The organism is Bacillus sp. EB V-12 (genome assembly GCF_056158125.1).
On sequence record NZ_JBUXJL010000001.1, the window covers coordinates 1 to 23,381 of the forward strand.

Here is a 23,381-nt window from a genome sequence, read left to right on the forward strand (position 1 = left end):
TACGATAGATATATTTGAAAAATCGTTGATATATGTAGAGTTACGATAGATATATTTGAAAAATTGTTGATATATTGAGAGTTTTGACAGATATATTCAAAAAATCATTCATATTATAAGGATGTCACCTTTTTTCTTAAAATCTATATTGTATTTTATAAACAAACTAGTTAAAATTTAGAAAAATAGAAGGGGATAGACGTATGAAACAACAAATAAAAATCGCAGAACTTCTAAAACGAATTGAAACTTCAAAACAGCAAGATATTGAGCTAGGTACTTATGAAATATATGTGTTTAGTGAAAGTGAATTAGAAAAAGGACAAATCGGTTACCGATACGATAAACATAAAAATTCATTAATAAGTGAAGAAAACGGAAAGTGGCAAGAAGGATGGATTACAATTGGATATGAAACGGATATGGGCGATCCAGTTTTCGTAAATATAGATGATGACGCTTATCCGGTTTATACTGCAGAACGTGGTACAGAAAAATGGCAGCCAGTTTATATTGGAAATATGGATGAGATTATAGGGCAATTATAAGAAAAACTTTGAATCTGGTGCAAAGTGATGGGAGAGAAGTATGAAGTATATAAAAATAATGAGCATGATTGCATTCATTGGAATATATATGGCCGGTTGTTCACAAGAGCAGCCGAAAAAAGAAACTACATCTTCTATACAAGAGAAAAACAAAGATACCAAAGAAGACGCACCGGTAGAAAAACAGCAAGAACAAGAAAAAAACGAAGAATTGCAAGCAATTCAAACGAATGAGCAAGTAGAACATAAGCAAGAGGAAGTATCATCTGAGGAAAAGAAAGAAGAAACTACGCCAGTACAGCCAACTGAGCAACCAGTGCAAAATAATGAACAAAAAGTAGGGAGTAATGAAAAACAAGAGAAGTTTCTCGTCGTTATTGATCCAGGGCATCAACAAAAAGCGAATTTAAATTTAGAGCCAATTGGACCAGGGGCAACAACGCAAAAATATAAAGTGACAGACGGTACAACAGGTGTTGTGACGAAAAAGAGAGAGGCTGTACTTGTATTAGAAATGGCTTTTTTATTAAAAGAAAAGCTTGAAGCAAAAGGGATACAAGTATTAATGACGAGAACATCACAAGACGTTGATATAAGTAATAAAGAACGGGCGACATTCGCAAATAATCATAAGGCGAATTTATTTTTACGTCTTCATGCAGATGGTTCTGAAAATCCAAACGAAAGTGGATTTGCTGTATTGACGCCGGCAGAAGGAAGTCCGTATACGAAAGAGATTTATGCGGAAAGTCTTCAAATCTCTCAAATGATTGTAAATAAAATGAGGGAGAACCAGCAAGTGAAAGTAAATGGAATTAAATTTCGGGATGATCTTTCTGGATTTAATTGGGCAAAGGTTCCTGGTGTGTTATTAGAACTTGGGTTTATGTCAAACCATGAAGAAGATAAAAAATTATCTGACCCGCAGTATGTAAATTCTTTATTGCAAAGTGTAACGGGTAGTATAGATGCATATCGGAAGAGTAAAGCTTAAGCGCAGTCTTACATGAAAGGCTGCGTTTTTCCATATGAAACACTCGTAAATTAGAATATTGTGGATAAATATGACATGCTTAATTTTACCTGCACTTTTTGCCGAATGCTGATACAATAAAGGATGTTACTATTTAGTAGAAAGAGTGGTAAGCATGTTAGATTGGATGAAAAAGCTGTTTAACAAAGAGGAAGAACAAACAGCGATGAATAAAGAAGTACCAAAGCAAATTGAAAGTCAGCCGAAAATTCCTCGTGTAAACCACTACACTGAAGCAAGAGAAGCACAAATGGCAAGTAGGAATGCAGGTAAATGCCGTTTTCCTTTAGTACCGGATAATGGGTTCGATGAAGAGGATGAAAGCGAAGTAAATCGCTTCGAAGAACAACCTGTTCAAGGAGTAACATATGAAGAACCTACTGCCCAAAGAGGAATAAAGGTGGAAAGAAGCAGACGACCGTATGTGGAAAAGGTAGTTTCTACATATGAAGAGCCGGAAGTGCAATATGAACCGGTGCGGGAGTCTGTCGTTAAAAAGGCATCTGCACCTTCGCAAGAGAGTAACCGTAGACCATTTCGTCCAACAGAAATGATTTCGCCAATTTATGGATATAATCGTCCTTCAGTAGAGAAAAAGGAAGAAAAGCAGGAGGAAGTAAAGGAAAGAGAAGACCTTGAAATATCTGTAGAGGGTAAATCAGTCGTTGATGCATGGTTAGAGAAAAAAGGATATAAATTATCTGATTTCTCAGAAGGACAAGCACCAACTTCTTCTAGTCATAGAGCTGCTAACCAGCAAGGAGAGCAACAATATGAAGAGAATAAAAAGGAAGAAAAGTCAGTAGTTGATCAATGGCTAGAGAAAAACGGTTATGAAATCGAACGCCAAGTGCCTTTAGTAGAAGAAAAAGAAGTGATTCAAGAAATGAGTACACCGCAGGAAGTTTCAGCGGATGAATTACTTCATAAAACAGTAGCTGAGCAGATGGAAAGTGCTAAGCTAGAAAAAGATGTAGTGGTGTTAAACGAAAACAATCTACAAGAAGAATTAGTAGCTTCTAAAGTAGAGCACGAGGATACAATATTATCAGAAGAAATTAAACGTAACACAGAAATAAAACAACCTACTATTGAAGTAGAAAAGCAAGCTCCAGAAGAATCAGTGATTGTCAAAGCAGAAGAAAAACTTGAAGAAACAATCATTGTGGAAATACCAGAAGAAGTGTCAAAAGTAGAAGTAATTGTAGAAACGGAAGAGCTTGAAGAAGTAGTTATGGAAACAGAGGCACCTGAAGAAGTGGAAGCAGAAGGGTCAGAAGAGGTGGAAGTAATTGCGGAAACGGAAGAAGTAGAAGTAATTGCAGAAACGGAAGAGCTTGAAGAAGTAGTTATGGAAACAGAGGCACCTGAAGAAGTGGAAGCAGAAGGGTCAGAAGAGGTGGAAGTAATTGCGGAAACGAAAGAGCCAGAAGAAGTAGTTATGGAAACAGAAGAAGCTGAAGTAATTGCAGAAACGGAAGAGTCAGAAGAAGTGGAAGTAATTGCGGAAGCAGAAGAAGTAGAAGTGATTGTAGAAACAGAAGAGTCAGAAGAAGTGGAAGTAATTGCAGAAACAAAAGCGCCTGTAGTAGAGACATTTGTAGCACTTGAGGAAATTCAGCAAGAAGATGAAGCAATTGAACAAAAGAGTGAATTCATACATGTTGCTGAGGCTGATGAACAAACGAAGAAAGATGTTCAAAGCTTTGCGAATGTTTTAATTGCAGAAACAGAGGAAAATAGACGAGTTGTAGAAGAAGCACAGGTCGCAGAAGAGCAACGAGTTGTAGAAGAAACAACAATCGCAGAAGAGCAACCAGTTGTACAAAAAGAAGAACCAAAACGTGAGAAAAAGCGCCATGTACCATTTAATGTTGTTATGTTGAAACAAGATAGAACACGATTAATGGAAAGACATGCAGCTAGAGCAAATGCAATGCAGCCTTCTGCTAATGTACGAGTAGAGAATAAGCCAGTACAACAAGAGGTAGCGGAAGCACAAGTGGAAGAACGCCCAGTGCAGCAAGTAGTAGCAGAACCACAAGTGGAAGAAAACCCAATGCAGCAGGTGGTAGTAGAACCACAAGTGGAAGAACGCCCAGTGCAGCAGGTGGTAGTAGAACCACAAGTGGAAGAGCGCCCAGTGCAGCAAGTAGTAGAACCACAAGTGGAAGAGCAACCAATGCAGCAAGTAGTGGTAGAGCAAGTACAAAAGCCAATTTCAAGTACGGAAGTACAAGAGAAAGCATATGTTGTAAATCAAAGAGAGAACGATATGCGAAATGTATTGCATACACCACTGACATATACTGTTCCACCATTAGCGCTGTTGTCGATTCCACAGCAATCAGCGTTAGATAATACAGAATGGTTAGAGGAGCAGAAAGAATTATTAGATACAACGTTTAATAATTTTCATGTTGGAGCACATGTTATTAATGTATCACAAGGTCCAGCAGTAACTCGTTTTGAAGTACAGCCAGACCCAGGTGTGAAAGTAAATAAAATTACAAATTTAAGTGATGATATTAAGTTAAGTTTAGCTGCGAAAGATATTCGTATTGAAGCACCGATTCCAGGGAAGAGTGCAATTGGAATTGAAGTTCCAAATAAAGAAAGTAAGCCAGTATTTCTTCGCGAAATTTTAAGAAGTCCTGTATTCACAAAGAGTGAATCACCGCTTACTGTTGCTCTTGGACTTGATATTTCAGGGGATCCAATTGTAACGGATATTCGAAAAATGCCGCACGGACTTATTGCGGGTGCAACGGGTTCAGGTAAAAGTGTGTGTATTAACGCGATTTTAACGAGTATTTTATATAAAGCGAAACCACATGAAGTGAAGTTAATGTTAATTGATCCGAAGATGGTTGAGCTTGCACCATACAATTCTGTTCCGCATCTTGTAGCACCTGTTATTACGGATGTAAAAGCAGCGACAGCTGCATTAAAATGGGCAGTTGAGGAAATGGAACGCCGTTATGAATTGTTTGCGCATGCTGGTGCTCGTGATTTAACTCGCTACAATACGATTGTAAGTGAGCGAGAAATTCCAGGAGAGACATTACCTTATATCGTTATTGTCATTGACGAGTTAGCCGATTTAATGATGGTAGCACCTGGTGATGTTGAGGAAGCGATTTGTCGTATTGCGCAAAAAGCACGTGCTTGTGGTATTCATTTATTAGTAGCGACGCAGCGTCCATCTGTAGATGTTATTACAGGTTTAATTAAGTCAAACATTCCAACGCGTATTGCGTTTACTGTATCATCTCAAGTTGATTCGCGTACGATTATTGATATTGGGGGCGCGGAGAAATTACTTGGCCGTGGTGATATGTTATTCTTAGGGAACGGTACATCTAAACCAGTTCGTGTACAAGGTGTATATGTATCGGATGATGAGATTGAAAAAACAGTTGATCATGTGAAAAAGCAAATGAAGCCGAATTACTTATTTAAGCAAGAGGATTTATTAGCGAAAACAGAACAAGCTGAGTCGGAAGACGAATTGTTCCTTGATGCATGTCAATTTGTTGTAGAACAAGGGGGAGCGTCCACATCTTCTGTACAGCGAAAATTCCGCATCGGTTATAATCGCGCGGCACGTCTCATTGAAGAGATGGAATCGCAAGGAATTATTTCTGAAGGTAGAGGAACGAAACCGAGAGATGTCCTTATTTCTGAGGATGAATTTGCCGCTATGCAGGAAACAAATGTATAGTAAACGGTTTTGCTGTATACTAAGAGAAAATGTTGGATAGTAAAGTAGGGAGTAAAGCGACATGAAAGAAATTGAATTAAAATTAAAAGGTGAAATAAATAGACTAACAAATAAAACATTTAAATTTGACGAACGTGTTGGAGAAGGTTGGTTCTCTGCCGTTTACTTTTTAAAGACTAGAGAAATCATCGAAGAATTTCGCCCGAAAAGTGTTGTAACGATGCAATTTTTCCAAAAGGAAAATGCAGTTCTTTGCGGAACGGATGAAGTAATTGCATTGCTACAAACATTCGCTAAAAATCCTGAGGAACTTGAGATTAACTCTTTAAAAGATGGCGATAAAATTAGTCCATTTGAAACAGTGTTAACAATTCATGGTCCTTATGAAAATTTCGGATTTTTAGAAGGTGTCATTGATGGGATTTTAGCTCGTCGTACATCGGTTGCGACAAACGTATATAACGTTGTCCAAGCTGCGCGTAGCGTAGATAAAGAAAAACCAGTTATTTTCATGGGAGACCGTGATGATCATTATACACAACAAGCTGGTGACGGTTATGCAGCATACATCGGAGGTATGAGCGCACAAGCGACGCATGCGATGAATGAATGGTGGGGCAAAAGTGGTATGGGGACGATGCCTCACGCATTAATTCAAATGTTTAATGGTGATGTTGTGGAAGCGGCAAAAGCATATCATAAGAAATTCCCAGAAGATGAATTAGTTGTATTAATTGATTACAACAATGATGTCATTACAGATGCACTTCGCGTAGCGCGTGAATTTGGATCAACATTAAAGGGTGTACGTGTAGATACGTCCCGCACGATGATTGATCAATACTTTATTCGCCACCCAGAAGTACTTGGAACATTCGATCCACGTGGTGTAAACCCATCGCTTGTATTCGCACTTCGTAAAGCACTTGATGAAGAAGGATTCCAGCATGTAGACATCGTTGTAACTGGTGGATTTGATGAGAAGCGTATTCGTGAATTTGAAGCTCAAAACGTACCTGTTGACATATACGGGGTAGGAAGTAGCTTATTAAAAATGAATATTGGCTTTACTGGTGATAATGTAGAACTAAATGGGAAACCAGAAGCAAAAGCTGGTCGTAAATATCGTCCAAACCCACGTTTAGAGCGTGTTCAATTAGAAAAAAGAGAAGAGATGTAAAAGAGAGAAAAACTGATAGGTGATTGACCCTATCAGTTTTTCTGTTATCATAGTATAGCGGCTTCTTTTTTGCTATAATGGACTTATTATGGACATATAAAGAAGTACGTACGAGTTTATCCTGATAAGTGAAGGGAAAGAATAACTTCACTACATCAAAAATGTATGATGATTACCAAAATAAGAAAAGATTCATATACTGTCTTATAGATAGGCCGTTGTATTAGTTCGAAATGTTGGAGGTTCTTTAAGATGACAGTTTACCATTTTGTAGGAATTAAAGGAACAGGAATGAGTTCATTAGCGCAAATTCTTCATGATATGAAGCATACTGTTCAAGGGTCTGATTATGAAAAGCGTTTCTTTACACAAACAGCGTTGGAAAAGCGTAGTATCTCGATCCTTCCTTTTGATAAGAATAATGTAGAAGAAGGACAAGTGATTATTGCAGGAAATGCATTTCCTGATACGCATGAAGAAATCGTAGCAGCAAAAGAATTAAACATCCCAGTCCATCGTTACCATCATTTCTTAGGTGACCTGATGAGCCAATACACAAGTGTTGCTGTAACTGGTGCACACGGAAAAACATCAACAACAGGTTTGTTAGCCCATGTAATGCAAGGTGCACACCCAACATCTTACCTTATTGGAGATGGAACAGGGCATGGGGTAGAAAATAGTAAGTATTTTGTATTTGAAGCTTGTGAGTATCGTCGTCATTTCTTGTCTTATAATCCAGACTATGCAATTATGACGAATATTGATTTTGATCATCCAGATTATTTTGCAGACATCAATGATGTATTCAGTGCATTCCAAGAGATGGCATTGCAAGTGAAAAAAGGCATTATTGCATGTGGAGATGATGAAGAACTTCAAAAAATTCAAGCGAAAGTACCTGTTATTTTCTATGGATTTGGAGAAGATAATGATTTCCAAGCACGTAACATTCAAAAGAGAACAGATGGTACTATTTTTGATGTATTCGTTCGTAATACGTACTATGACACGTTCAAAATTACAGGATACGGCAACCACAGCGTATTAAATGCATTAGCAGTAATCGCGCTTTGCCATTATGAAAATGTTGATGTAGAAGCAGTAAAACATCAATTAACAACTTTTGAAGGCGTAAAACGTCGCTTTAATGAAAAGCCGATGGGAGAGCAAGTAATCATCGATGACTACGCACACCATCCGACAGAGATTAATGCAACGATTGAAGCTGCTCGTCAAAAACATCCAGAGCGTGAAATTGTCGCTGTATTCCAGCCACATACATTCTCACGTACAGAAAAGTTCTTAGATGAGTTCGCAGAAAGCCTAAGCAAGGCTGACCAAGTATACTTATGTGATATTTTCGGATCAGCACGTGAAAACAAAGGTGAATTAACAATCGAAGATCTGCAAAAGCGTATTGACGGTGCAGAATTAATTACAGATACAACAACGGATGTATTAAAGAAACATAAAAACGGCGTTCTAATTTTCATGGGCGCAGGTGACATCCAAAAATTCGAAGCGGCTTACGTAAAAGAAGTTCAAGTTGCAGAGAAATAATAGAAAAGACGCATAGCTTGGCTGTGCGTCTTTTTTATGTTGTCGTGGTTGTGCATTAATGTTGAAACGTCGATATATATGGAGTTGTGTTCGATATATTTCAAAAATCGTTGATATATTGGTACGCGTTTTGAAATATAAATGTTAGAATAATAAGAAAACTAAAAAGGGGACTAAAAAACATGTTCACACTCCGAGTAGATGACGAAATCGAACTACAATTACTAGAAAAACATCATAAAGAGGAATTATATCAATTATTAGATCAAAACCGTAATCATTTACGAAAATGGCTCCCTTGGGTAGATGGGACAAAATCTGCTGATGCTTATGATGAAATTTTTCCGATGTGGTTAAAGAAGTTTGCAGAGGGAGACGGTTTTGAAAGTGGTATACGTTACAAAGGAAAGCTCGTTGGGATGGTAGGCATTCATCCAGTGAGTTGGGGGAAGAAAGCGACGAGTCTTGGGTATTATCTTGCAGAAGATGCTGGCGGGAAAGGTATTATGACGCGTAGCGTAAAGGCTGTACTTCACTATGCATTTGAAAATTTAAAGCTGAATAAAATTGAAATTCGGTGCGGTGTTGGAAATGCGAAAAGCCGAGCAATTCCAGAACGTTTAGGATTTAAGTTAGATGGTATTTTACGAGATGAAGAATGGCTATATGATCATTTTCATGATATCGCTGTATATAGTTTACTAGCTTCAGAATGGAAAGAGATTCGATGAACGAGAAGATTCGTATTGTTCCATATGAAGGTACGTTTCAAGAGGAAGTAGTAGATCTTATCGTTCATATTCAGCAAAAAGAGTATAATGTTTCAATTACGAAAGAAGAGCAACCTGATTTACTTGAAATAGAAACATTCTATCAAAAGGGTCACGGAAACTTTTGGGTAGCAATTTATGATGGTAAAGTAGTTGGAACAGTAGCTTTATTAGATATTGAGAATCATCAAGTAGCGCTAAGAAAAATGTTCGTACAAAAAGAGTTTCGCGGAAAAGAATGGGGCGCATCACATATGTTGCTTCAAACAGCAATTTCATGGGCTGAGGATAAAAAATTGAAAGATATTTACTTAGGAACAACAGTAAAATTTTTAGCGGCACATCGTTTTTATGAAAAGAATGGTTTTCAAAGTGTGAGTATAGACGAGTTGCCGAAAAACTTTCCGGTGCTACAGGTAGATAAGAAATTTTATAGGTACATTGTGTAAAAGGTCATTTAGAAATGGCCTTTTTCTATGAACCAAAATGGAAATAGTGGTATAATTTGGATTAGGGGGTGTAGGTATGAACTTTCCAATTCAAAGAAGTAAGTCAGTAGTCATTTTCTTTTGTCTTACGTTAGTTTTTATGTTTATATATCCAATTGTCATGCTTTTCACTAATAAAGCGCATTGGATGTCAGCGTTGGTCGGGATGGGTTTATGCTTCATTGTAAATGTACCACTCGTTTGGGAAGTATTTATTAAAAAACATAAAGTAGAAAATGGCGTATTAAAGTACGGTATTTTAAATGATGATATTGTATTAAAAGATGTAAGAATTATACGTCAGGTCGGAAAGTCTCTTGAAATTACGACGAATGCATATAAAGTACATATGGTTGCGATGCCGCAAAATATGGATGAATTCTTGGCGCTTATAGAGAAAGAAAATCCACATGTGAAAATAGAAATGGCAGGTAAGGAATGAAATATATAAAACCTTTTTTTGCTTGGAAATTATGCTGGTGTTTGCTATCTGCACTAGGGTAAATATGAAATGGAACCTGCCTTTATATGTACCCATATTAATAGGTACTATCGCAGTGGCACTTTTATATTATTTTCATTTTCAGCAAACAAAAAGTAAGAACAGTAGCTCGATATAGAGTGAGGATAATAAAAAAACGCTCGGCGAAAATTCCGAGCGTTTTTCATTATTTTAAGTTCTCTGGGTTTAAAGCTTCTAATTCAGGTACAACGAAGCGCCCGTCTTTACGGATTAGTACATCGTCAAAGTAAATTTCGCCGCCGCCGTATTCAGGGCGTTGGATACATACTAAGTCCCAATGGATGTTCGAGTTGTTACCGTTCCATGCATCGTCGTAAGCTTGTCCAGGAGTGAAGTGGAAGCTGCCATCGATTTTTTCATCGAATAGGATGTCTCCCATTGGATGTAAGATGTATGGGTTTACGCCGATTGCGAACTCACCAACGTAGCGTGCGCCTTCGTCTGTATCGAAGATTTTGTTAATGCGTTCTGAATCGTTTGCAGTTGCTTCAACGATTTGGCCGTTCTCGAACTTAAGTTGTACATTTTCAAATGTATAACCGTTGTAAGGAGATGGTGTGTTGTAAGAAACTGTACCGTTAACAGAATCACGAACTGGTGCAGAGTATACTTCACCGTCTGGAATGTTTAAATGACCTGAGCATTTAATTGCTGGAATGTCTTTAATAGAGAATGTTAAGTCAGTTCCAGGACCAGTTAAACGAACTTTATCTGTTTTATTCATTAATGTAACAAGGCTGTCCATCGCCTTATCCATTTTACCGTAGTCTAAGTTACATACTTCAAAGTAGAAGTCTTCGAAAGCTTCTGTACTCATTTTAGCAAGCTGTGCCATAGAAGCATTTGGGTAGCGAAGAACAACCCAGCGTGTTTTTGGAACGCGAATGTCTCTATGAACTTTTTTACCAACTGTTTGGCCATGAACTTTCATACGCTCACTTGGAACGTCAGCTTGTTCATTAATATTATCGCCAGAGCGAAGGCCGATATAAGCGTCCATGTCTTTCATTACGCTTGCTTCATATGCAGCGATTTGTTCGAAATGTTCTTCAGTAGCACCCATTAATAAAGAGCGATCTACTTGATGATCTTTTAAAGAGACGAATGGGAAACCACCAGCTGCATATGCTTCTTTTACAAGTGCAGTTACAAGTTCTTTTTGTAAGCCAAAGTTTTCAATTAATACTTTTTCACCTTTTTGTAAGCGGATAGAGTAGTTAATTAAATTGTATGCTAACTTTTCAATACGTGGATCTTTCATATGTAAAGCCTCCCTACTAATTATGTATCCTCTCCTATTGTAACCTACTTAGTGGAATTTGTTGAATGATTTATGTTACAGTTAACGAATAAGTATGAAAATTCTAATGATGAGATAGGGATTAGAATGAAACGGAAAATGATTGTATAATAGGGGAAAGTATGAAAAAGATAAAGGAAGTGATGAAATGCAAGTTCTTTTATATGTAAGTGCGGCTATTATCGCGGTTGCTTTCGCAGTATTAGTAGTGTATGTATGTAGAACGTTGTTATCGGTTCAGAAGACGTTAGAAAACGTTGCAAGCACGTTAGAAGGTTTAGAAAAACAAATGCAAGGAATTAGCGTAGAGACAGAGCAATTATTACATAAAACGAATGCGTTAGCTGATGATATTCAACAGAAGTCACAGTCATTAAATAAAGTGGTAGCGGGTGTAGATGGGATTGGAACGACAATCCAATCTTTAAATACGAAGCTTCGTAATGTATCAGACTCTGTAACGGACGAAATTGAAAACAACGCTGATAAAGTAGCGCAAGTTGTACAGTGGAGCAGTGCGGCGATTGAAGTATACAATCATTACCGTGCGTCGAGACAAGAGAAGAAGGTTGAAAAAGAAGAGCGTAAATTAGAAAGAATTGAGAAAAAAGCTGAAAAGAAAGAGAAACGCTCTAGATTTCGTATGAGAGGTGAATCGTGATGAATATGACAAAACTTGAAACAATTGAAGAGCTTGAAGTCTTAGTAGAAAAGAACGAGCCGTATGTTCTTTTTAAACACAGTACGACATGCCCAATTAGTCACGGTGCATACACAGAATTTCAAGCGTATTGCAGCGAAGAAAGAGAAGTACCAGCGTATTACTTATACGTACAAGATGCGAGAGATGTGTCAAATCGTGTTGCAGAACAATACAGTATTAGACATGAATCACCGCAAGTGTTATACATAAAAGATGGGATGGTAGTATGGAATACATCTCATTGGAATATTAAAAAAGATGCTTTAGAAGAGAATATAAAGTAAAAAGAAGCAAGCTAAAGGTGCTTGCTTCTTTTTTTTTGTTTTTGTTGAAATATATTTAGTGGTACACTATTAATAGTTCAAACTAAATAACTAGATTGTTGAAAGTAGGTTTTAAGTAATGAAGAAAATGGCATTATCCTTCGCAGTCGTAAGTTTATTACTGGGAGCTTGTAGTAACAATAGTAATACGATTAGTAAGAAGGATGAAGTTATACAAAAAGATACAAAAGAAAAAAGTATGATTCCGAGAACTGCTGTTTCTAAAGATTATTATAGAACTGTTATTCCTTTAAAAGAACAAAAGGTTATTAATACAGCTAATATAAAAACAAATTCTAAATTAGATTTAGCAGAGTATGAAAATGGTTTAATAAATATTGCAACGCAGCAATTTGATACAGAGAGTCACGTACTGCAATTAAACCAGTATATTCCAGAGAAACTAATTGATGAACTAGTTGCGAAAGTAGAAGCGCCAGTTTTGACGAATATTATAGAACAAGACTATTTCGGAAAACAGAATTCAAATGAATTAAGTTTATCTGGTGTTATGATTGGCTTAGCTATGTCTTCAAGTGTATCGAATGAAGAGGCTATGTCTAAAGGGACTGAAGTTGCTAAACAACTTATTGAAGCTATTAACAAAAATGATAAATATAACAAATCTCCAATTACGTTTGCTATCTTTAAGCAAGAAAGTACAAGTTCTTTAAAAAATGGTACGTATATTGCTAGTGCTACTGTTCAAAAGAATGATACGAACCTTGGAAATTGGAGTACGATCGATGAAAAGTCGTATTCATATCCTTCTGATGAATTTACACAAGCACATGGAGAAGATAATACAAAAATAAATAACTTTGCTAAGGAAATAAAAGGTTTTTCTAATGGAGATTTTATTCCAGTCAACGCTAAAGTTTCTTATAAGAAAGATCAAATGGATACATTAAATATGAATATTGTTATTAAATATAACGGTAAAACAGAATTAATGGCTCTTACCCAATTGGCTGCTCAAGGCATGTTAGACAAATTGCCTAAAGATGCGAAAGTACAATTACAGATCAAGTCCGAGAGTAAAATTGAGGCCGTTATTATAAAAGAGAAAAACAGTGATAAACCGTTTGTTTCCTTCTTGTAAAAAAAGACAGTATATAAACTGTCTTTTTTTTATTTTAAATGAAAATATATAATGTTTTTTGATAGTAATTCCTTGCTGTATATCGTGTGACAATCGTATATGTATCAGCTATAATAAATTATCTTAAAAAAGTAACATATAGGAATTTGAAAGAGGTGGCTTTCTTATGGCATCACAACAATTAGGTCGTTTACGTTCTGAAATTGATCAACTTAATTTACAAATATTAGAGTTACTAAACAAAAGAGGTCGTCTCGTACAAGAAGTTGGTAATTTAAAAGAAGTACAAGGTGTGAAACGTTTTGATCCTGTACGTGAAAGAAATATGCTGGATTTAATTGCAGAGAATAATAATGGTCCATTTGAAACTTCGACTTTACAACATATTTTCAAACAAATTTTTCAAGCTGGTTTAGAATTACAAGAAGACGATCATCGTAAAGCATTACTTGTTTCTCGTAAGAAAAAAACAGAAGATACGATTGTTGAAATTAATGGTGAAAAAATTGGTGACGGAAATCAGCATTTTATTATGGGACCGTGTGCAGTGGAAAGTTATGAACAAGTACGTCAAGTTGCTGAAGCAATGAAAGGGCAAGGTCTGAAATTAATGCGTGGTGGTGCGTTCAAACCACGTACTTCACCGTATGATTTTCAAGGTCTTGGATTAGAGGGATTACAAATTTTGCGCCAGGTAGCAGATGAATATGATTTGGCTGTTATTAGTGAAATTTTAAATCCGAATGATATTGAGATGTCATTAGATTACGTTGATGTTATTCAAATTGGCGCTCGCAATATGCAAAACTTTGATTTGCTAAGGGCAGCTGGTGCTGTAAATAAACCAGTATTATTAAAACGTGGTCTATCAGCAACGATTGAAGAATTCATTAATGCGGCAGAATATATTATGGCAAAGGGAAATGGGAACATTATTTTATGTGAACGAGGTATTCGCACGTATGAAAGAGCGACGCGTAATACGCTTGATATTTCCGCTGTGCCGATTTTAAAGAAAGAAACACATTTACCTGTCGTTGTCGATGTAACGCATTCTACAGGGCGACGTGACCTTCTCTTACCAACTGCAAAAGCAGCGATGGCAATTGGTGCAGACGCAATTATGGCTGAAGTACATCCAGATCCAGCTGTAGCTTTATCTGATGCAGCGCAACAAATGAATATACCGCAGTTCAATGATTTTATGAATGAATTAAAATCATTTGGAAGTAAATTATAAAAACTTTTAATGAGCTGTTCCAAAAAGGCATTTTGGAACAGCTTTCTCCTATTGTATAGCGACTGTCATTGTCGATTTTTGTTGGTAAGTTGATATATTTAAAAAATCGCTGATATAATTAGAGTTGCGGTCGATATATTTGGAAAATCGCTGATATATTTCGAGTTACAGTCGATATATTCGAAAAATCGCCGATATAAATTTCATTTACTATCGTACTGCTTAAAATAAGATTTCTACTAAGGAAACATCTATTTTTTTACAAAAAATGCCCTTTTTTCATAAAAAATACGAAAATACGAGAAAAGAAGCGAATTTTTTCGAAACTTTTGCGGGAAAATATTGTATGAGCCTGCGTTTTTATCGTATCATTAGTAAAAGGAAGAACTCGGGACGATTGGTGGCATCTGCAAATAGAGTTGATGTCTTTTTTTCATTCAAGTAACCGATACATAAAAATAGATAACAAAAATAGAAGGAGTGTGCGATGAGATGAACGTAACAATATATGATGTAGCGCGTGAAGCGAACGTTTCAATGGCTACCGTATCACGCGTTGTGAACGGTAACCCAAATGTAAAGCCTACAACAAGAAAGAAAGTATTAGAAGCAATTGATCGTTTAGGATACCGCCCAAATGCGGTAGCACGTGGACTAGCAAGTAAGAAGACAACTACAGTAGGTGTTATTATTCCTGATATCTCAAATACGTTTTATGCAGAACTAGCTCGTGGAATTGAAGATATCGCAACAATGTACAAATATAACATCATTTTAAGTAACTCTGACCAAAATAAAGAGAAAGAGTTCCATTTATTAAATACGATGCTTGGAAAACAAGTGGACGGAATTGTTTTCATGGGTGAAGATATTACAGACATTCACATTGAAGAATTTAAAAAATCTCCAGTACCAATTGTATTAGCAGCATCATTTGATGAGCAAAATGAAACGCCATCAGTAAATATTGATTATACACAAGCAGCTTATGATGCAATGAAGCACTTTATCGAGCAAGGACATAAACGTATCGGTTTCGTCTCTGGTCCTTTCATTGATAAAGCGGGAAGCGCGAAGAAGTTACAAGGTTACAAAAAAGCTTTAGAAGAAGCAGGTATTTCATATGATGAAAATCTTGTAATCGATGGAGATTACACATATGACTCAGGTATCGAAGCATTCGAAAAGCTTTGGAGCAATGATGAAAAGCCAACAGCAATCTTCGTATCTTCTGATGAAATGGCACTAGGTGTAATCCATGCAGCACAAGACGCTGGATTAAACGTACCAACTGACGTAGAAGTACTTGGTTTCGATAATACACGCCTTGCATTAATGGTTCGTCCGCAGCTTTCAACAGTTGTTCAACCGATGTATGATATCGGTGCAGTAGCAATGCGTCTATTAACAAAGTATATGAACAAAGAAAAAGTGGAAGATCACACTGTTATCTTACCTCACCGTATCCAATTTAGAGATTCAACGAAGTAAGTATAAAAAAGCTCACAGCGATTGCTGTGAGCTTTTATTCGTATTCAGGATAGTATTTTTGTACGACTGCATTTACCATTTCGTCTTTCTTAACGTGTAAAAATCTTGCATACAATTCTTTTCCAGTTTCAAATGGGGTATCGTCTAATTCAAACACATGCAATAGTTTTCGAAACGTCCATGTTATTTGCTCGCCGTACATATTATCGTACGTATGCTCAGACTGTATAGCGATTTGTTCACCTAGTGCATGAGCTTCTTCCAAACTGTTTGCTTTAACAAGAATAATACTTTCTTCAAAAAGTGTATCGTGATTCTCTTCATAATGCTCATCAATTTTCGTAGAATCAGGCTCACTAGAATGAACAGACTCAAACAATAATTTTACAGCGTACATATTATGCTGCATGGTTCACTTTATAAATAATACTTGCGACAAGCGAAGCAGGTATTGTAAATACGTTACTTTGATAATGGTAATGTACTTGGGATTCTTCATAAGACATGTTGTCATATAGTTCGTTTTGTGAGACACTCATTTTTTTCTGTTTTTCTTTGAGCATTTTAATGTAGTTGTACTGTATTGGGACGAGAATGATGAAATAAGCTAATACGATTAGTGAAATCCAAATCATTATGAACACTCCCTTATAAAGAATATTTCTATATAACAATTATATCAATAAAAAGAAAAAATAACCATTTTTTTGTTAGAGCTAATTTTCTTCTAAAAATGCAAACAGTTCCTTTTGACTTTTTAAATTGTGATCAATACATGTTCGAGCAACATATTTCAATCCTTGTAATAATGCATCTACGTGAAAAGTATCATAATGAATTATATTTCCCTCTACCATCGTTTCGTCTTTTTGCAAGTTAATTGATATTTTTAGTACAGTTATATTACTTTGTAAATTTACAACTTCGATGTAAAAAAACTGTTTGTCTAAGTCAATCGTAACATAATCGAATCGTTCGGATAGCTCTAATTTATATGTAGTAGTATATTCCAAATGAAAGCCTCCTTATTGTATAAGTGTATGTTATAATGCCTTCGCTATAGATGGGGCTATTCCTTGTTATATGTCACATAAGTGCAAATTTAACTATTATAGGGCAATGTCATGTATAATAGAAAGAAAAGGCTTGTGAGGGGGGAAAAGAGATGATCGTTCTTTGGATAATTACGCTTTGTATGACTGCTATTTTTGCATATATGACGTTAAAACAAAATGGTTTAAAGCGATTTGTTCCAGGAAGTATTCTTGCAGGAATTGCCCTTATCACGTATGTAATTTCTATTTTTATTGAAAGTGTATCAGTAGATATGAGCACAAGTTTAATGTTTATTGGTATTACACTATTTGCAGGTAGCATTATGGTACTTATGGTTGCTGGTATTATTTTATTTATTCATATGAATTCGGAAACGTTATAGCATATAGAAAAGGCATGTCCCAAGGGGACATGCCTTTTTATCCGTTCAATTATGCTCTATCTTTAGAAGAGTTTTGCTGTTTTAGTAAATCACGAATTTCGCCAAGAAGTTCTTCTTCTTTTGTTGGCTCTGGAATTTCTTCCTCTTTTTCTTCTTCTTTTTTAGATGTTAGTTTGTTGAAAACTTTAACAAACATAAAGATAGAAGCTGCGATAATTAAGAAGTCAAAAATTGTTTGGATGAAGTTACCATACATAACAGCAGATTTACCGTATCCAAAGTGTAAACTTGTAAAGTCAACGCCACCTAATACCATACCAAGTAATGGTGTGATGATATCTTTTACTAAAGAACTAACGATTTTACCGAATGCAGCACCGATTACAACCCCGACAGCTAAATCAACGACATTCCCTTTGAAAGCGAATTTTTTAAACTCGTTCCACATGTGTTAATCCCATCCTTTCCACGATTCATTATGAAATTTATAATTCCTATCAACATATTCTATAGAAATTTACGAGAGAAATAAAGAGGGAATGGGAATGAAAGTAAATTCTGAAAAATGTATCCGTTTTAATTTTTGTTTACATCATCTAGTAAAGATTGTAGCATTTGCTGCGTTTTTAATCCTTCTAATCCATCTACAACAGGCTTTGTATCGCCTTGTACACACTCAATAAAATGATGAACAGCATCTTCAAAACCACGTTGTTTTAACGTCGTATCCCATGATGGGGAACCACTTTGTGAAACTGAGTTTTCCTGTTCAATTTCAAATGTATTCATATTTCTTACGCGAATGATTTTCCCTGGCGTTACAAGTTCAATTTGTTCTAAATTTGTACCGGCATGGCGATGCATTGCAGTAGAAAGTAACAGTCCACTTGGAGTTGTATATGTATGATGTCCGTAAAGAAGTTCATTCTTTTCATTGATTTGCATCATATTGTGAACGACGTTAAGGTCATCATTAGCTAACCAGCGAGCAGTATCTACAATGTGTAAATAATCATCTAACATAGTAAAGTCGTACGTATATGGCCCGACTTTATTTGTGCGATGCTTTTCAATTCGAATCCATGAAATATCATTAGCCTGTTCTTTGGCAGCAACATACATAGGAACGAATCTGCGATTAAATCCGACCATTAATTTTCGGTTATACTTCTCGCTTAACTCGACTAGTTGCTCAGCTTGTTCCACTGTAGCTGCTAGCGGTTTATCAACATAAACGTCGATCCCTTTTTTTAGAAGTTCAGAAACGATTTCATAATGCGATGCAGTTGAACTATGAACGAAGATTGCATCGCATTCCGAAGCTAACATTTCAATAGAATGAAAGTCTTGAATTCGGTATTGCTGGCAAACTTGTTTTCTTTTCTCTGCGTTAGGTGTAAACGCCCCTACAAAATTCCAATCAGTTTCTTTTGTAAGTGTTGGAAGATAGGCCTTTTGCGCAATACTTCCAAGTCCAATCATCCCAATTTTAGGTTTGTTCATTTTATTCCCACCCTATTAATATTAATGTAACGGCTTAAATGTAGCATAGGGTGGGGGAGGAAGGCAAAAATTAGCTTTTTACTTACGGCCTTCTAACAAAATCTTCTCTATCTCTTCAAAGTGATGAGCGCGAGCATGCTCTAACGGGGTAACACCATCATTGTCTGGAATATTTACATCTGCACCGTGCTCAATAAGAAGGCGAATGACTTGTTGCTGTGTTTCGTTTCCGTTACTTAGTACGATGGCTTCCATTAAAGCTGTCCATCCCAGGTTATTTACATGATTTACATCAATATTTGTTCGAGTGAGGAGTTCTTTTATAACGTCAATATAGCCATGTTCTGAGGCTGGGATAAGAGCTGTTCCGCCGTAACGATTTGTAATCGTAGGATCTGCACCAGCATCAATTGTTAGCTTTAAAATGTCTAAGTAACCTTCCGCACCGGCGTATAGAAAGGGATTGTTTTTCATGTCATCTTGGATATTTACGTCAGCACCAGCTTCGATAAGCGCTTTTGCGGTTTTTACATCATTTTTGTATGTAGCAATCATAAGCGGAGTGCGTCCTTGACTATCCGTCGCATTTATATTTGCGCCTTTTTTTAGTAAAGATATAACAGTATTCGTTTCATTTTTTTCAGTAGCTGCTAGTAGTGCAGTCTCCATGTTTGTCATCTCCTTTTTTACTTCTTGTTCTTGCGAGCATCCTTGTAAAAAAATTACGCAACATATCATACTGAATGTTTTTTTGAACATGGAATTTCAACCTCCTAATTTCAACTGTAAAATAGGAACATTAAATTTTTATAAACTGGCGCTAAAATTACTATAAAATCGCTTGAGTAATTGAACATATATTTTTATGCTTATAAATAATAAGGTTTGATAAAGTGAGGATTTAAGATATGTCTATTAAAACAAGGTTTTTATTTTCTTATATTGCTGTTATCCTCGTTTCTATTACGCTTATATTAGTCGCGGGATTTTTAATCGTTTTTTCGATAACAGGTGACTTGGAAGCAGTGAAAAATTTCTATAAAAGTTCTTACATTCAAAAGCCGCTTACACCAGAAGAAGAGAATGCCTATCTTGAGTTGAAGTCAGCAGCTAAACAGCATCAATCTCAATTGTTAGATGAGTCGTTTGTCTCAGCAATAGAAAAAGAGGGTGTGAAAATAGTAGTAAGAAAAGGAGAAACACTTTCATATGCTTCAAACGTATTTGAAAGTGTATCTTTAAAAGAAGCCCTTCCGAAATTTGAATCAGCAAATATTAATAGTCGTGGTACAACGGAACTAGGCGATACATTTTATCGATATGTAAAGTTTGATTTTTATTTTCCTCAGGAAGAAGAGGGAAGTATATTTGTATTAAAAAAGCAAAGTTCATTTGTAGATCTTACACAAAAATTATTTCCAATCTTATTTGTATCTCTCTTACTACTAGCCATTTTACTCATTGGATTATTAAGTTACCTCGTTTCAAGAAGTGTAATAAAACCAATTTTTGTATTGAAAGGCGCAACGGAGAAAATTAAAGAAGGAAATTTAGATTTTCAAATACCAGTTACATCACACGATGAAATAGGGCAATTAAATCAAGGATTTGAGGAAATGAGGAAGAGATTAAAAGAATCGATAGAGATGCAAACACAGTATGAAGAAAATAGAAAAGAGCTTATTTCAAACATCTCTCATGACTTAAAAACACCGATTACATCAATTATCGGATATGTAGAAGGAATAAAGGACGGGGTAGCAAATACGCCAGAAAAAATGGATAAGTATTTAACAACTATCCATACGAAAGCAAGACATATGGATACACTTATTGATGAATTATTTTTATTCTCAAAGCTCGATTTGAATCGAGTTCCCTTTCAGTTTGAAACGGTTGAATTGAATACGTTTATGCAAGAGTTAATCGAAGAGATGCAAATGGATTTAAGTAAAGAAGGTATAGAAGTTAACTTACAATTACATGCATCACCACTATATGTAACGGCTGATTGCGAAAAAATCAATAGAGTTATATCAAATTTAATTCATAATAGTGTGAAATACATGGATAAAGAAGAGAAGAAAATTACTGTAATAGTATCGAGTGATAATAATAAAGTTATTGTGAAAGTGATGGACAATGGATCAGGTATAGAATCTGATACGCTACCTTATATCTTTGAACGTTTTTATCGTGCAGAACAATCGCGGAATTCTAGCACAGGTGGAAGTGGACTTGGTTTAGCAATAGCGAAGCAAATTGTTGAAGAACATGGCGGGGAAATTTGGGCGGAAAGCGAGCTTGGTAAAGGCACAAGCATTTTCTTCTCATTGGAAAAAGTAGAGGAATGTGGTGAGTAAATTGAAAAGAATTTTATTAATAGAAGATGAAGTAAGTATTGCAGAATTACAGCGAGATTATTTAGAAATTAATGATTTCCAAGTTGATGTAGAGCATTCAGGAGAAATAGGTTTACAAACAGCCTTGCAAGAAGACTATGATTTAATTATTTTAGATATTATGCTTCCGAAAATGAACGGATTCGAAATTTGTAAACAAATACGTGCTGTAAAAGATATTCCGATTCTACTTGTTTCAGCAAAAAAAGAAGATATAGATAAAATTCGCGGACTCGGATTAGGAGCGGATGATTATATAACGAAGCCGTTTAGCCCGAGTGAATTAGTCGCAAGAGTAAAAGCGCATATTGCCCGTTATGAAAGATTATTAGGAAATGTAAGTAAGCAACGCGATACGTTATATATTCACGGAATTTCTATCGATCAACGAGCGAGGAAAGTTTTTATAAACAATGAAGAAGTGGCATTTACAACGAAGGAATTTGATTTATTAACATTCTTTGTCACACATCCAAACCAAGTATTAAATAAAGAACAGTTATTTGAACGCATTTGGGGATTAGATTCCGCTGGTGATTTAGCCACTGTTGTCGTCCACATTAGAAAGCTACGTGAAAAAATTGAAAGAGATCCTGCTCACCCGCAATATATTGAAACAGTATGGGGAGCTGGTTATCGTTTTAACGTGTAATATACCTGCCGAGTAATTGGCAGGTTTTTTGTATGTTATTCGAATGGAAAGGAAGAAATAGGTAATTTGTGTTAAAATGTAAAGAGAAACAAAACAGAGGAGAGCATAGGGAGCGAGCTATATGTTGGGGGATATATTAAAAGATAATAAATCAAATAAGACTTTAAAGATTGGAACTAATATCGTACTTATCTTATTGATTATTGGTGCAATACAAATGTTTTATGATGAAGATTCTACGAATGATCATTTCGGTTGGTTCTTTTTTGCAATCTTTTGGGTAATTAAAAGCATTTCTAGCTCTAAGGTAAGTTTAAAAGATAGAGATAAAAAGTCGGTATTACTTGATGTGGGTTTAGTGGTTATTTCTTTTGTTTTTTTAGTTGTTTTTAGTGTGAAATATTTCTTTTGAAAAAAGCTCATAGTCGTATAGAGGCTATGAGCTTTTTATCAGTGTTTAGGTTTTCTTAATAATAATGGTACTAACGATTTATAAAATGTTTGAGTAGTAGAAGTAAACTGAGCAGCTTCTTCTAAAAAAGGATAATGGTTGCTATTTTCGAATGGAATGAAGATAGAATTACGTATTCCATCATGTATCTCGATAGAATACTGAATCGGGCACTGTACATCATGGCTTCCACATGTAATGAGGGTCTTTGTTTGGATGGAAGGTAAATTCTCTCTTAAATCAAATGAAGGATATTCATTGGCGAAAGCATTCATCCGGCTAACGGACATTGTTTTATTAATTGGTTTACAAAAATAAGAGTTGTAGTTTTCTGGTTTATACAATGATAATTTTGTTCTCTTAGTAGATAGTTCTTTCCGTTCTTCATCTGTAAGGTGAGGGTTTTTTAAGTTTTCGATGAGTTTTTGCATATAATGAAACTGTGGATGTGCTGGGTGATAAATGCAAAAGGGTGTTTCGGTGTAGTTACTTGCTGCGGTTCCGACCACGACTAATGATTGTAAGGAATGTGGATATGTAATCGCATATAAAAGTCCAAGCATGCCACCTGTTGAATGGCCAGCGAAATGCCATGTTGGAAGTTGTAATGCTTCTCGTATGGCTTCCAAGTCGTGGATTGTTTCAATCATGCTTAATTCGTTTTCTGACTGGGCGGTTACAGAGCGACCAGTATCTCGTAAATTAATGAGAAATACACGATGCGTAGCAGTAAAAACATCCGCAAAGTAATCACCAGTTTCATTAAATTGTGAATAGTGATGTGTAATACAAAGCGGTTCGCCACTGCCTTTAGTAAAAAGCTCAAATGTGCCACGTTTCGTGTGGATCATTTGTTGTATCCACATAATATCACGACCTTTCCTCATAAAATCCATTAGTACATAAAAATATATCAGCGATTATTAGAATATATCGGCGCATTTCGA

The 23,381-nt window shown here is 35.9% G+C and carries 25 protein-coding genes and 1 pseudogene; 18 read left to right on the top strand and 8 right to left on the bottom strand.

Annotated features, from left to right (window positions below; all coding sequences use genetic code 11):
• Positions 1 to 203 precede the first annotated feature (203 nt).
• From ACZDYH_RS00005 to ACZDYH_RS00045, 9 genes and pseudogenes are all read left to right on the top strand, one after another.
• Positions 204 to 548 carry a hypothetical protein gene (locus ACZDYH_RS00005; RefSeq protein WP_000813166.1) on the top strand — a complete coding sequence of 115 codons (345 nt, stop codon included), beginning with the start codon at positions 204 to 206 and terminating at the stop codon, positions 546 to 548.
• Between the two features lie 40 nt (positions 549 to 588).
• The gene (locus ACZDYH_RS00010; protein WP_140159415.1) at positions 589 to 1,542 is read left to right on the top strand and encodes an N-acetylmuramoyl-L-alanine amidase; all 954 of its coding nucleotides are present in this window, start codon (positions 589 to 591) and stop codon (positions 1,540 to 1,542) included.
• Positions 1,543 to 1,696: 154 nt separating this feature from the next.
• Positions 1,697 to 5,305 carry a DNA translocase FtsK gene (locus ACZDYH_RS00015; protein WP_474885410.1) on the top strand — a complete coding sequence of 1,203 codons (3,609 nt, stop codon included), beginning with the start codon at positions 1,697 to 1,699 and terminating at the stop codon, positions 5,303 to 5,305.
• A 61-nt stretch (positions 5,306 to 5,366) separates the two neighbouring features.
• On the top strand, positions 5,367 to 6,485 hold the full coding sequence (locus ACZDYH_RS00020; RefSeq protein ID WP_000658370.1) for a nicotinate phosphoribosyltransferase: 1,119 nt from the start codon (positions 5,367 to 5,369) through the stop codon (positions 6,483 to 6,485).
• A gap of 252 nt (positions 6,486 to 6,737) precedes the next feature.
• The gene (gene murC, locus ACZDYH_RS00025) at positions 6,738 to 8,048 is read left to right on the top strand and encodes a UDP-N-acetylmuramate--L-alanine ligase (RefSeq protein WP_000219468.1); all 1,311 of its coding nucleotides are present in this window, start codon (positions 6,738 to 6,740) and stop codon (positions 8,046 to 8,048) included.
• A gap of 182 nt (positions 8,049 to 8,230) precedes the next feature.
• Complete coding sequence (locus ACZDYH_RS00030) at positions 8,231 to 8,779, top strand: GNAT family N-acetyltransferase (protein WP_000494681.1); 549 nt, start codon at positions 8,231 to 8,233, stop codon at positions 8,777 to 8,779.
• Complete coding sequence (locus ACZDYH_RS00035; protein ID WP_001003158.1) at positions 8,776 to 9,267, top strand: GNAT family N-acetyltransferase; 492 nt, start codon at positions 8,776 to 8,778, stop codon at positions 9,265 to 9,267. The genes ACZDYH_RS00030 and ACZDYH_RS00035 overlap by 4 nt, the downstream gene beginning before the upstream one ends.
• Before the next feature lie 76 nt (positions 9,268 to 9,343).
• Positions 9,344 to 9,748, top strand: coding sequence for a PH domain-containing protein (locus ACZDYH_RS00040; RefSeq protein ID WP_474885413.1), 405 nt, complete (start codon positions 9,344 to 9,346; stop codon positions 9,746 to 9,748).
• Positions 9,745 to 9,926: pseudogene (locus ACZDYH_RS00045) on the top strand (hypothetical protein). Before ACZDYH_RS00040 ends, ACZDYH_RS00045 begins: the two are co-directional and overlap by 4 nt.
• Positions 9,927 to 9,974: 48 nt before the next feature.
• Here ACZDYH_RS00045 and ACZDYH_RS00050 read toward each other — a convergent pair.
• A complete protein-coding gene (locus ACZDYH_RS00050; RefSeq protein WP_000654729.1) occupies positions 9,975 to 11,090 on the bottom strand; it encodes an aminopeptidase in 1,116 nt (371 codons plus the stop codon).
• A gap of 187 nt (positions 11,091 to 11,277) precedes the next feature.
• Between ACZDYH_RS00050 and ACZDYH_RS00055 the strand changes: the two genes are divergently transcribed.
• The 5 genes from ACZDYH_RS00055 (at position 11,278) to ccpA (ending at position 15,988) form a co-directional block, all read left to right on the top strand.
• Entirely contained in the window at positions 11,278 to 11,790 is a 513-nt protein-coding gene (locus ACZDYH_RS00055; RefSeq protein ID WP_001197720.1) for a DUF948 domain-containing protein, read from the top strand.
• Complete coding sequence (ytxJ, locus tag ACZDYH_RS00060; protein WP_001057469.1) at positions 11,790 to 12,116, top strand: bacillithiol system redox-active protein YtxJ; 327 nt, start codon at positions 11,790 to 11,792, stop codon at positions 12,114 to 12,116. The genes ACZDYH_RS00055 and ytxJ overlap by 1 nt, the downstream gene beginning before the upstream one ends.
• A gap of 118 nt (positions 12,117 to 12,234) precedes the next feature.
• Positions 12,235 to 13,257: a CamS family sex pheromone protein gene (locus ACZDYH_RS00065; RefSeq protein WP_000738025.1), complete on the top strand. Its 1,023-nt coding sequence runs from the start codon at positions 12,235 to 12,237 to the stop codon at positions 13,255 to 13,257.
• A 166-nt stretch (positions 13,258 to 13,423) separates the two neighbouring features.
• Complete coding sequence (locus ACZDYH_RS00070; protein WP_000168214.1) at positions 13,424 to 14,497, top strand: bifunctional 3-deoxy-7-phosphoheptulonate synthase/chorismate mutase; 1,074 nt, start codon at positions 13,424 to 13,426, stop codon at positions 14,495 to 14,497.
• 492 nt (positions 14,498 to 14,989) lie between these two features.
• Positions 14,990 to 15,988 carry a catabolite control protein A gene (gene ccpA, locus ACZDYH_RS00075; protein ID WP_001103297.1) on the top strand — a complete coding sequence of 333 codons (999 nt, stop codon included), beginning with the start codon at positions 14,990 to 14,992 and terminating at the stop codon, positions 15,986 to 15,988.
• Positions 15,989 to 16,022: 34 nt separating this feature from the next.
• On the opposite strand, the gene ACZDYH_RS00080 is transcribed toward ccpA, so the two are convergent.
• From ACZDYH_RS00080 to dhp61, 3 genes are all read right to left on the bottom strand, one after another.
• Complete coding sequence (locus ACZDYH_RS00080; RefSeq protein ID WP_002182963.1) at positions 16,023 to 16,385, bottom strand: DUF4288 domain-containing protein; 363 nt, start codon at positions 16,383 to 16,385, stop codon at positions 16,023 to 16,025.
• Position 16,386: 1 nt separating this feature from the next.
• A complete protein-coding gene (locus ACZDYH_RS00085; RefSeq protein WP_000637903.1) occupies positions 16,387 to 16,623 on the bottom strand; it encodes a DUF3949 domain-containing protein in 237 nt (78 codons plus the stop codon).
• Positions 16,624 to 16,704: 81 nt separating this feature from the next.
• The gene (dhp61, locus tag ACZDYH_RS00090; protein ID WP_434712913.1) at positions 16,705 to 17,001 is read right to left on the bottom strand and encodes a protein Dhp61; all 297 of its coding nucleotides are present in this window, start codon (positions 16,999 to 17,001) and stop codon (positions 16,705 to 16,707) included.
• Between the two features lie 152 nt (positions 17,002 to 17,153).
• On the opposite strand from dhp61, the gene ACZDYH_RS00095 reads away from it, so the two are divergent.
• Complete coding sequence (locus ACZDYH_RS00095) at positions 17,154 to 17,426, top strand: DUF3917 domain-containing protein (protein WP_000636589.1); 273 nt, start codon at positions 17,154 to 17,156, stop codon at positions 17,424 to 17,426.
• Positions 17,427 to 17,475: 49 nt separating this feature from the next.
• On the opposite strand, the gene mscL is transcribed toward ACZDYH_RS00095, so the two are convergent.
• The 3 genes from mscL to ACZDYH_RS00110 form a co-directional block, all read right to left on the bottom strand.
• Positions 17,476 to 17,874 carry a large conductance mechanosensitive channel protein MscL gene (gene mscL, locus ACZDYH_RS00100; protein ID WP_000267011.1) on the bottom strand — a complete coding sequence of 133 codons (399 nt, stop codon included), beginning with the start codon at positions 17,872 to 17,874 and terminating at the stop codon, positions 17,476 to 17,478.
• A gap of 128 nt (positions 17,875 to 18,002) precedes the next feature.
• A complete protein-coding gene (locus ACZDYH_RS00105; protein WP_016123457.1) occupies positions 18,003 to 18,929 on the bottom strand; it encodes a Gfo/Idh/MocA family protein in 927 nt (308 codons plus the stop codon).
• 78 nt (positions 18,930 to 19,007) lie between these two features.
• A complete protein-coding gene (locus ACZDYH_RS00110) occupies positions 19,008 to 19,688 on the bottom strand; it encodes an ankyrin repeat domain-containing protein (protein ID WP_000475114.1) in 681 nt (226 codons plus the stop codon).
• 149 nt (positions 19,689 to 19,837) lie between these two features.
• On the opposite strand from ACZDYH_RS00110, the gene ACZDYH_RS00115 reads away from it, so the two are divergent.
• The 3 genes from ACZDYH_RS00115 to ACZDYH_RS00125 all read left to right on the top strand — a co-directional run bounded on the left by ACZDYH_RS00115 (position 19,838) and on the right by ACZDYH_RS00125 (position 22,395).
• Entirely contained in the window at positions 19,838 to 21,292 is a 1,455-nt protein-coding gene (locus ACZDYH_RS00115) for a sensor histidine kinase (RefSeq protein ID WP_000023874.1), read from the top strand.
• A gap of 1 nt (position 21,293) precedes the next feature.
• On the top strand, positions 21,294 to 21,983 hold the full coding sequence (locus ACZDYH_RS00120) for a response regulator transcription factor (protein WP_001986686.1): 690 nt from the start codon (positions 21,294 to 21,296) through the stop codon (positions 21,981 to 21,983).
• 121 nt (positions 21,984 to 22,104) lie between these two features.
• The gene (locus tag ACZDYH_RS00125) at positions 22,105 to 22,395 is read left to right on the top strand and encodes a hypothetical protein (protein ID WP_000900161.1); all 291 of its coding nucleotides are present in this window, start codon (positions 22,105 to 22,107) and stop codon (positions 22,393 to 22,395) included.
• A 38-nt stretch (positions 22,396 to 22,433) separates the two neighbouring features.
• On the opposite strand, the gene ACZDYH_RS00130 is transcribed toward ACZDYH_RS00125, so the two are convergent.
• Positions 22,434 to 23,321, bottom strand: a complete 888-nt coding sequence (locus tag ACZDYH_RS00130; RefSeq protein WP_139137645.1) for an alpha/beta fold hydrolase — start codon at positions 23,319 to 23,321, stop codon at positions 22,434 to 22,436.
• Positions 23,322 to 23,381 lie beyond the last annotated feature (60 nt).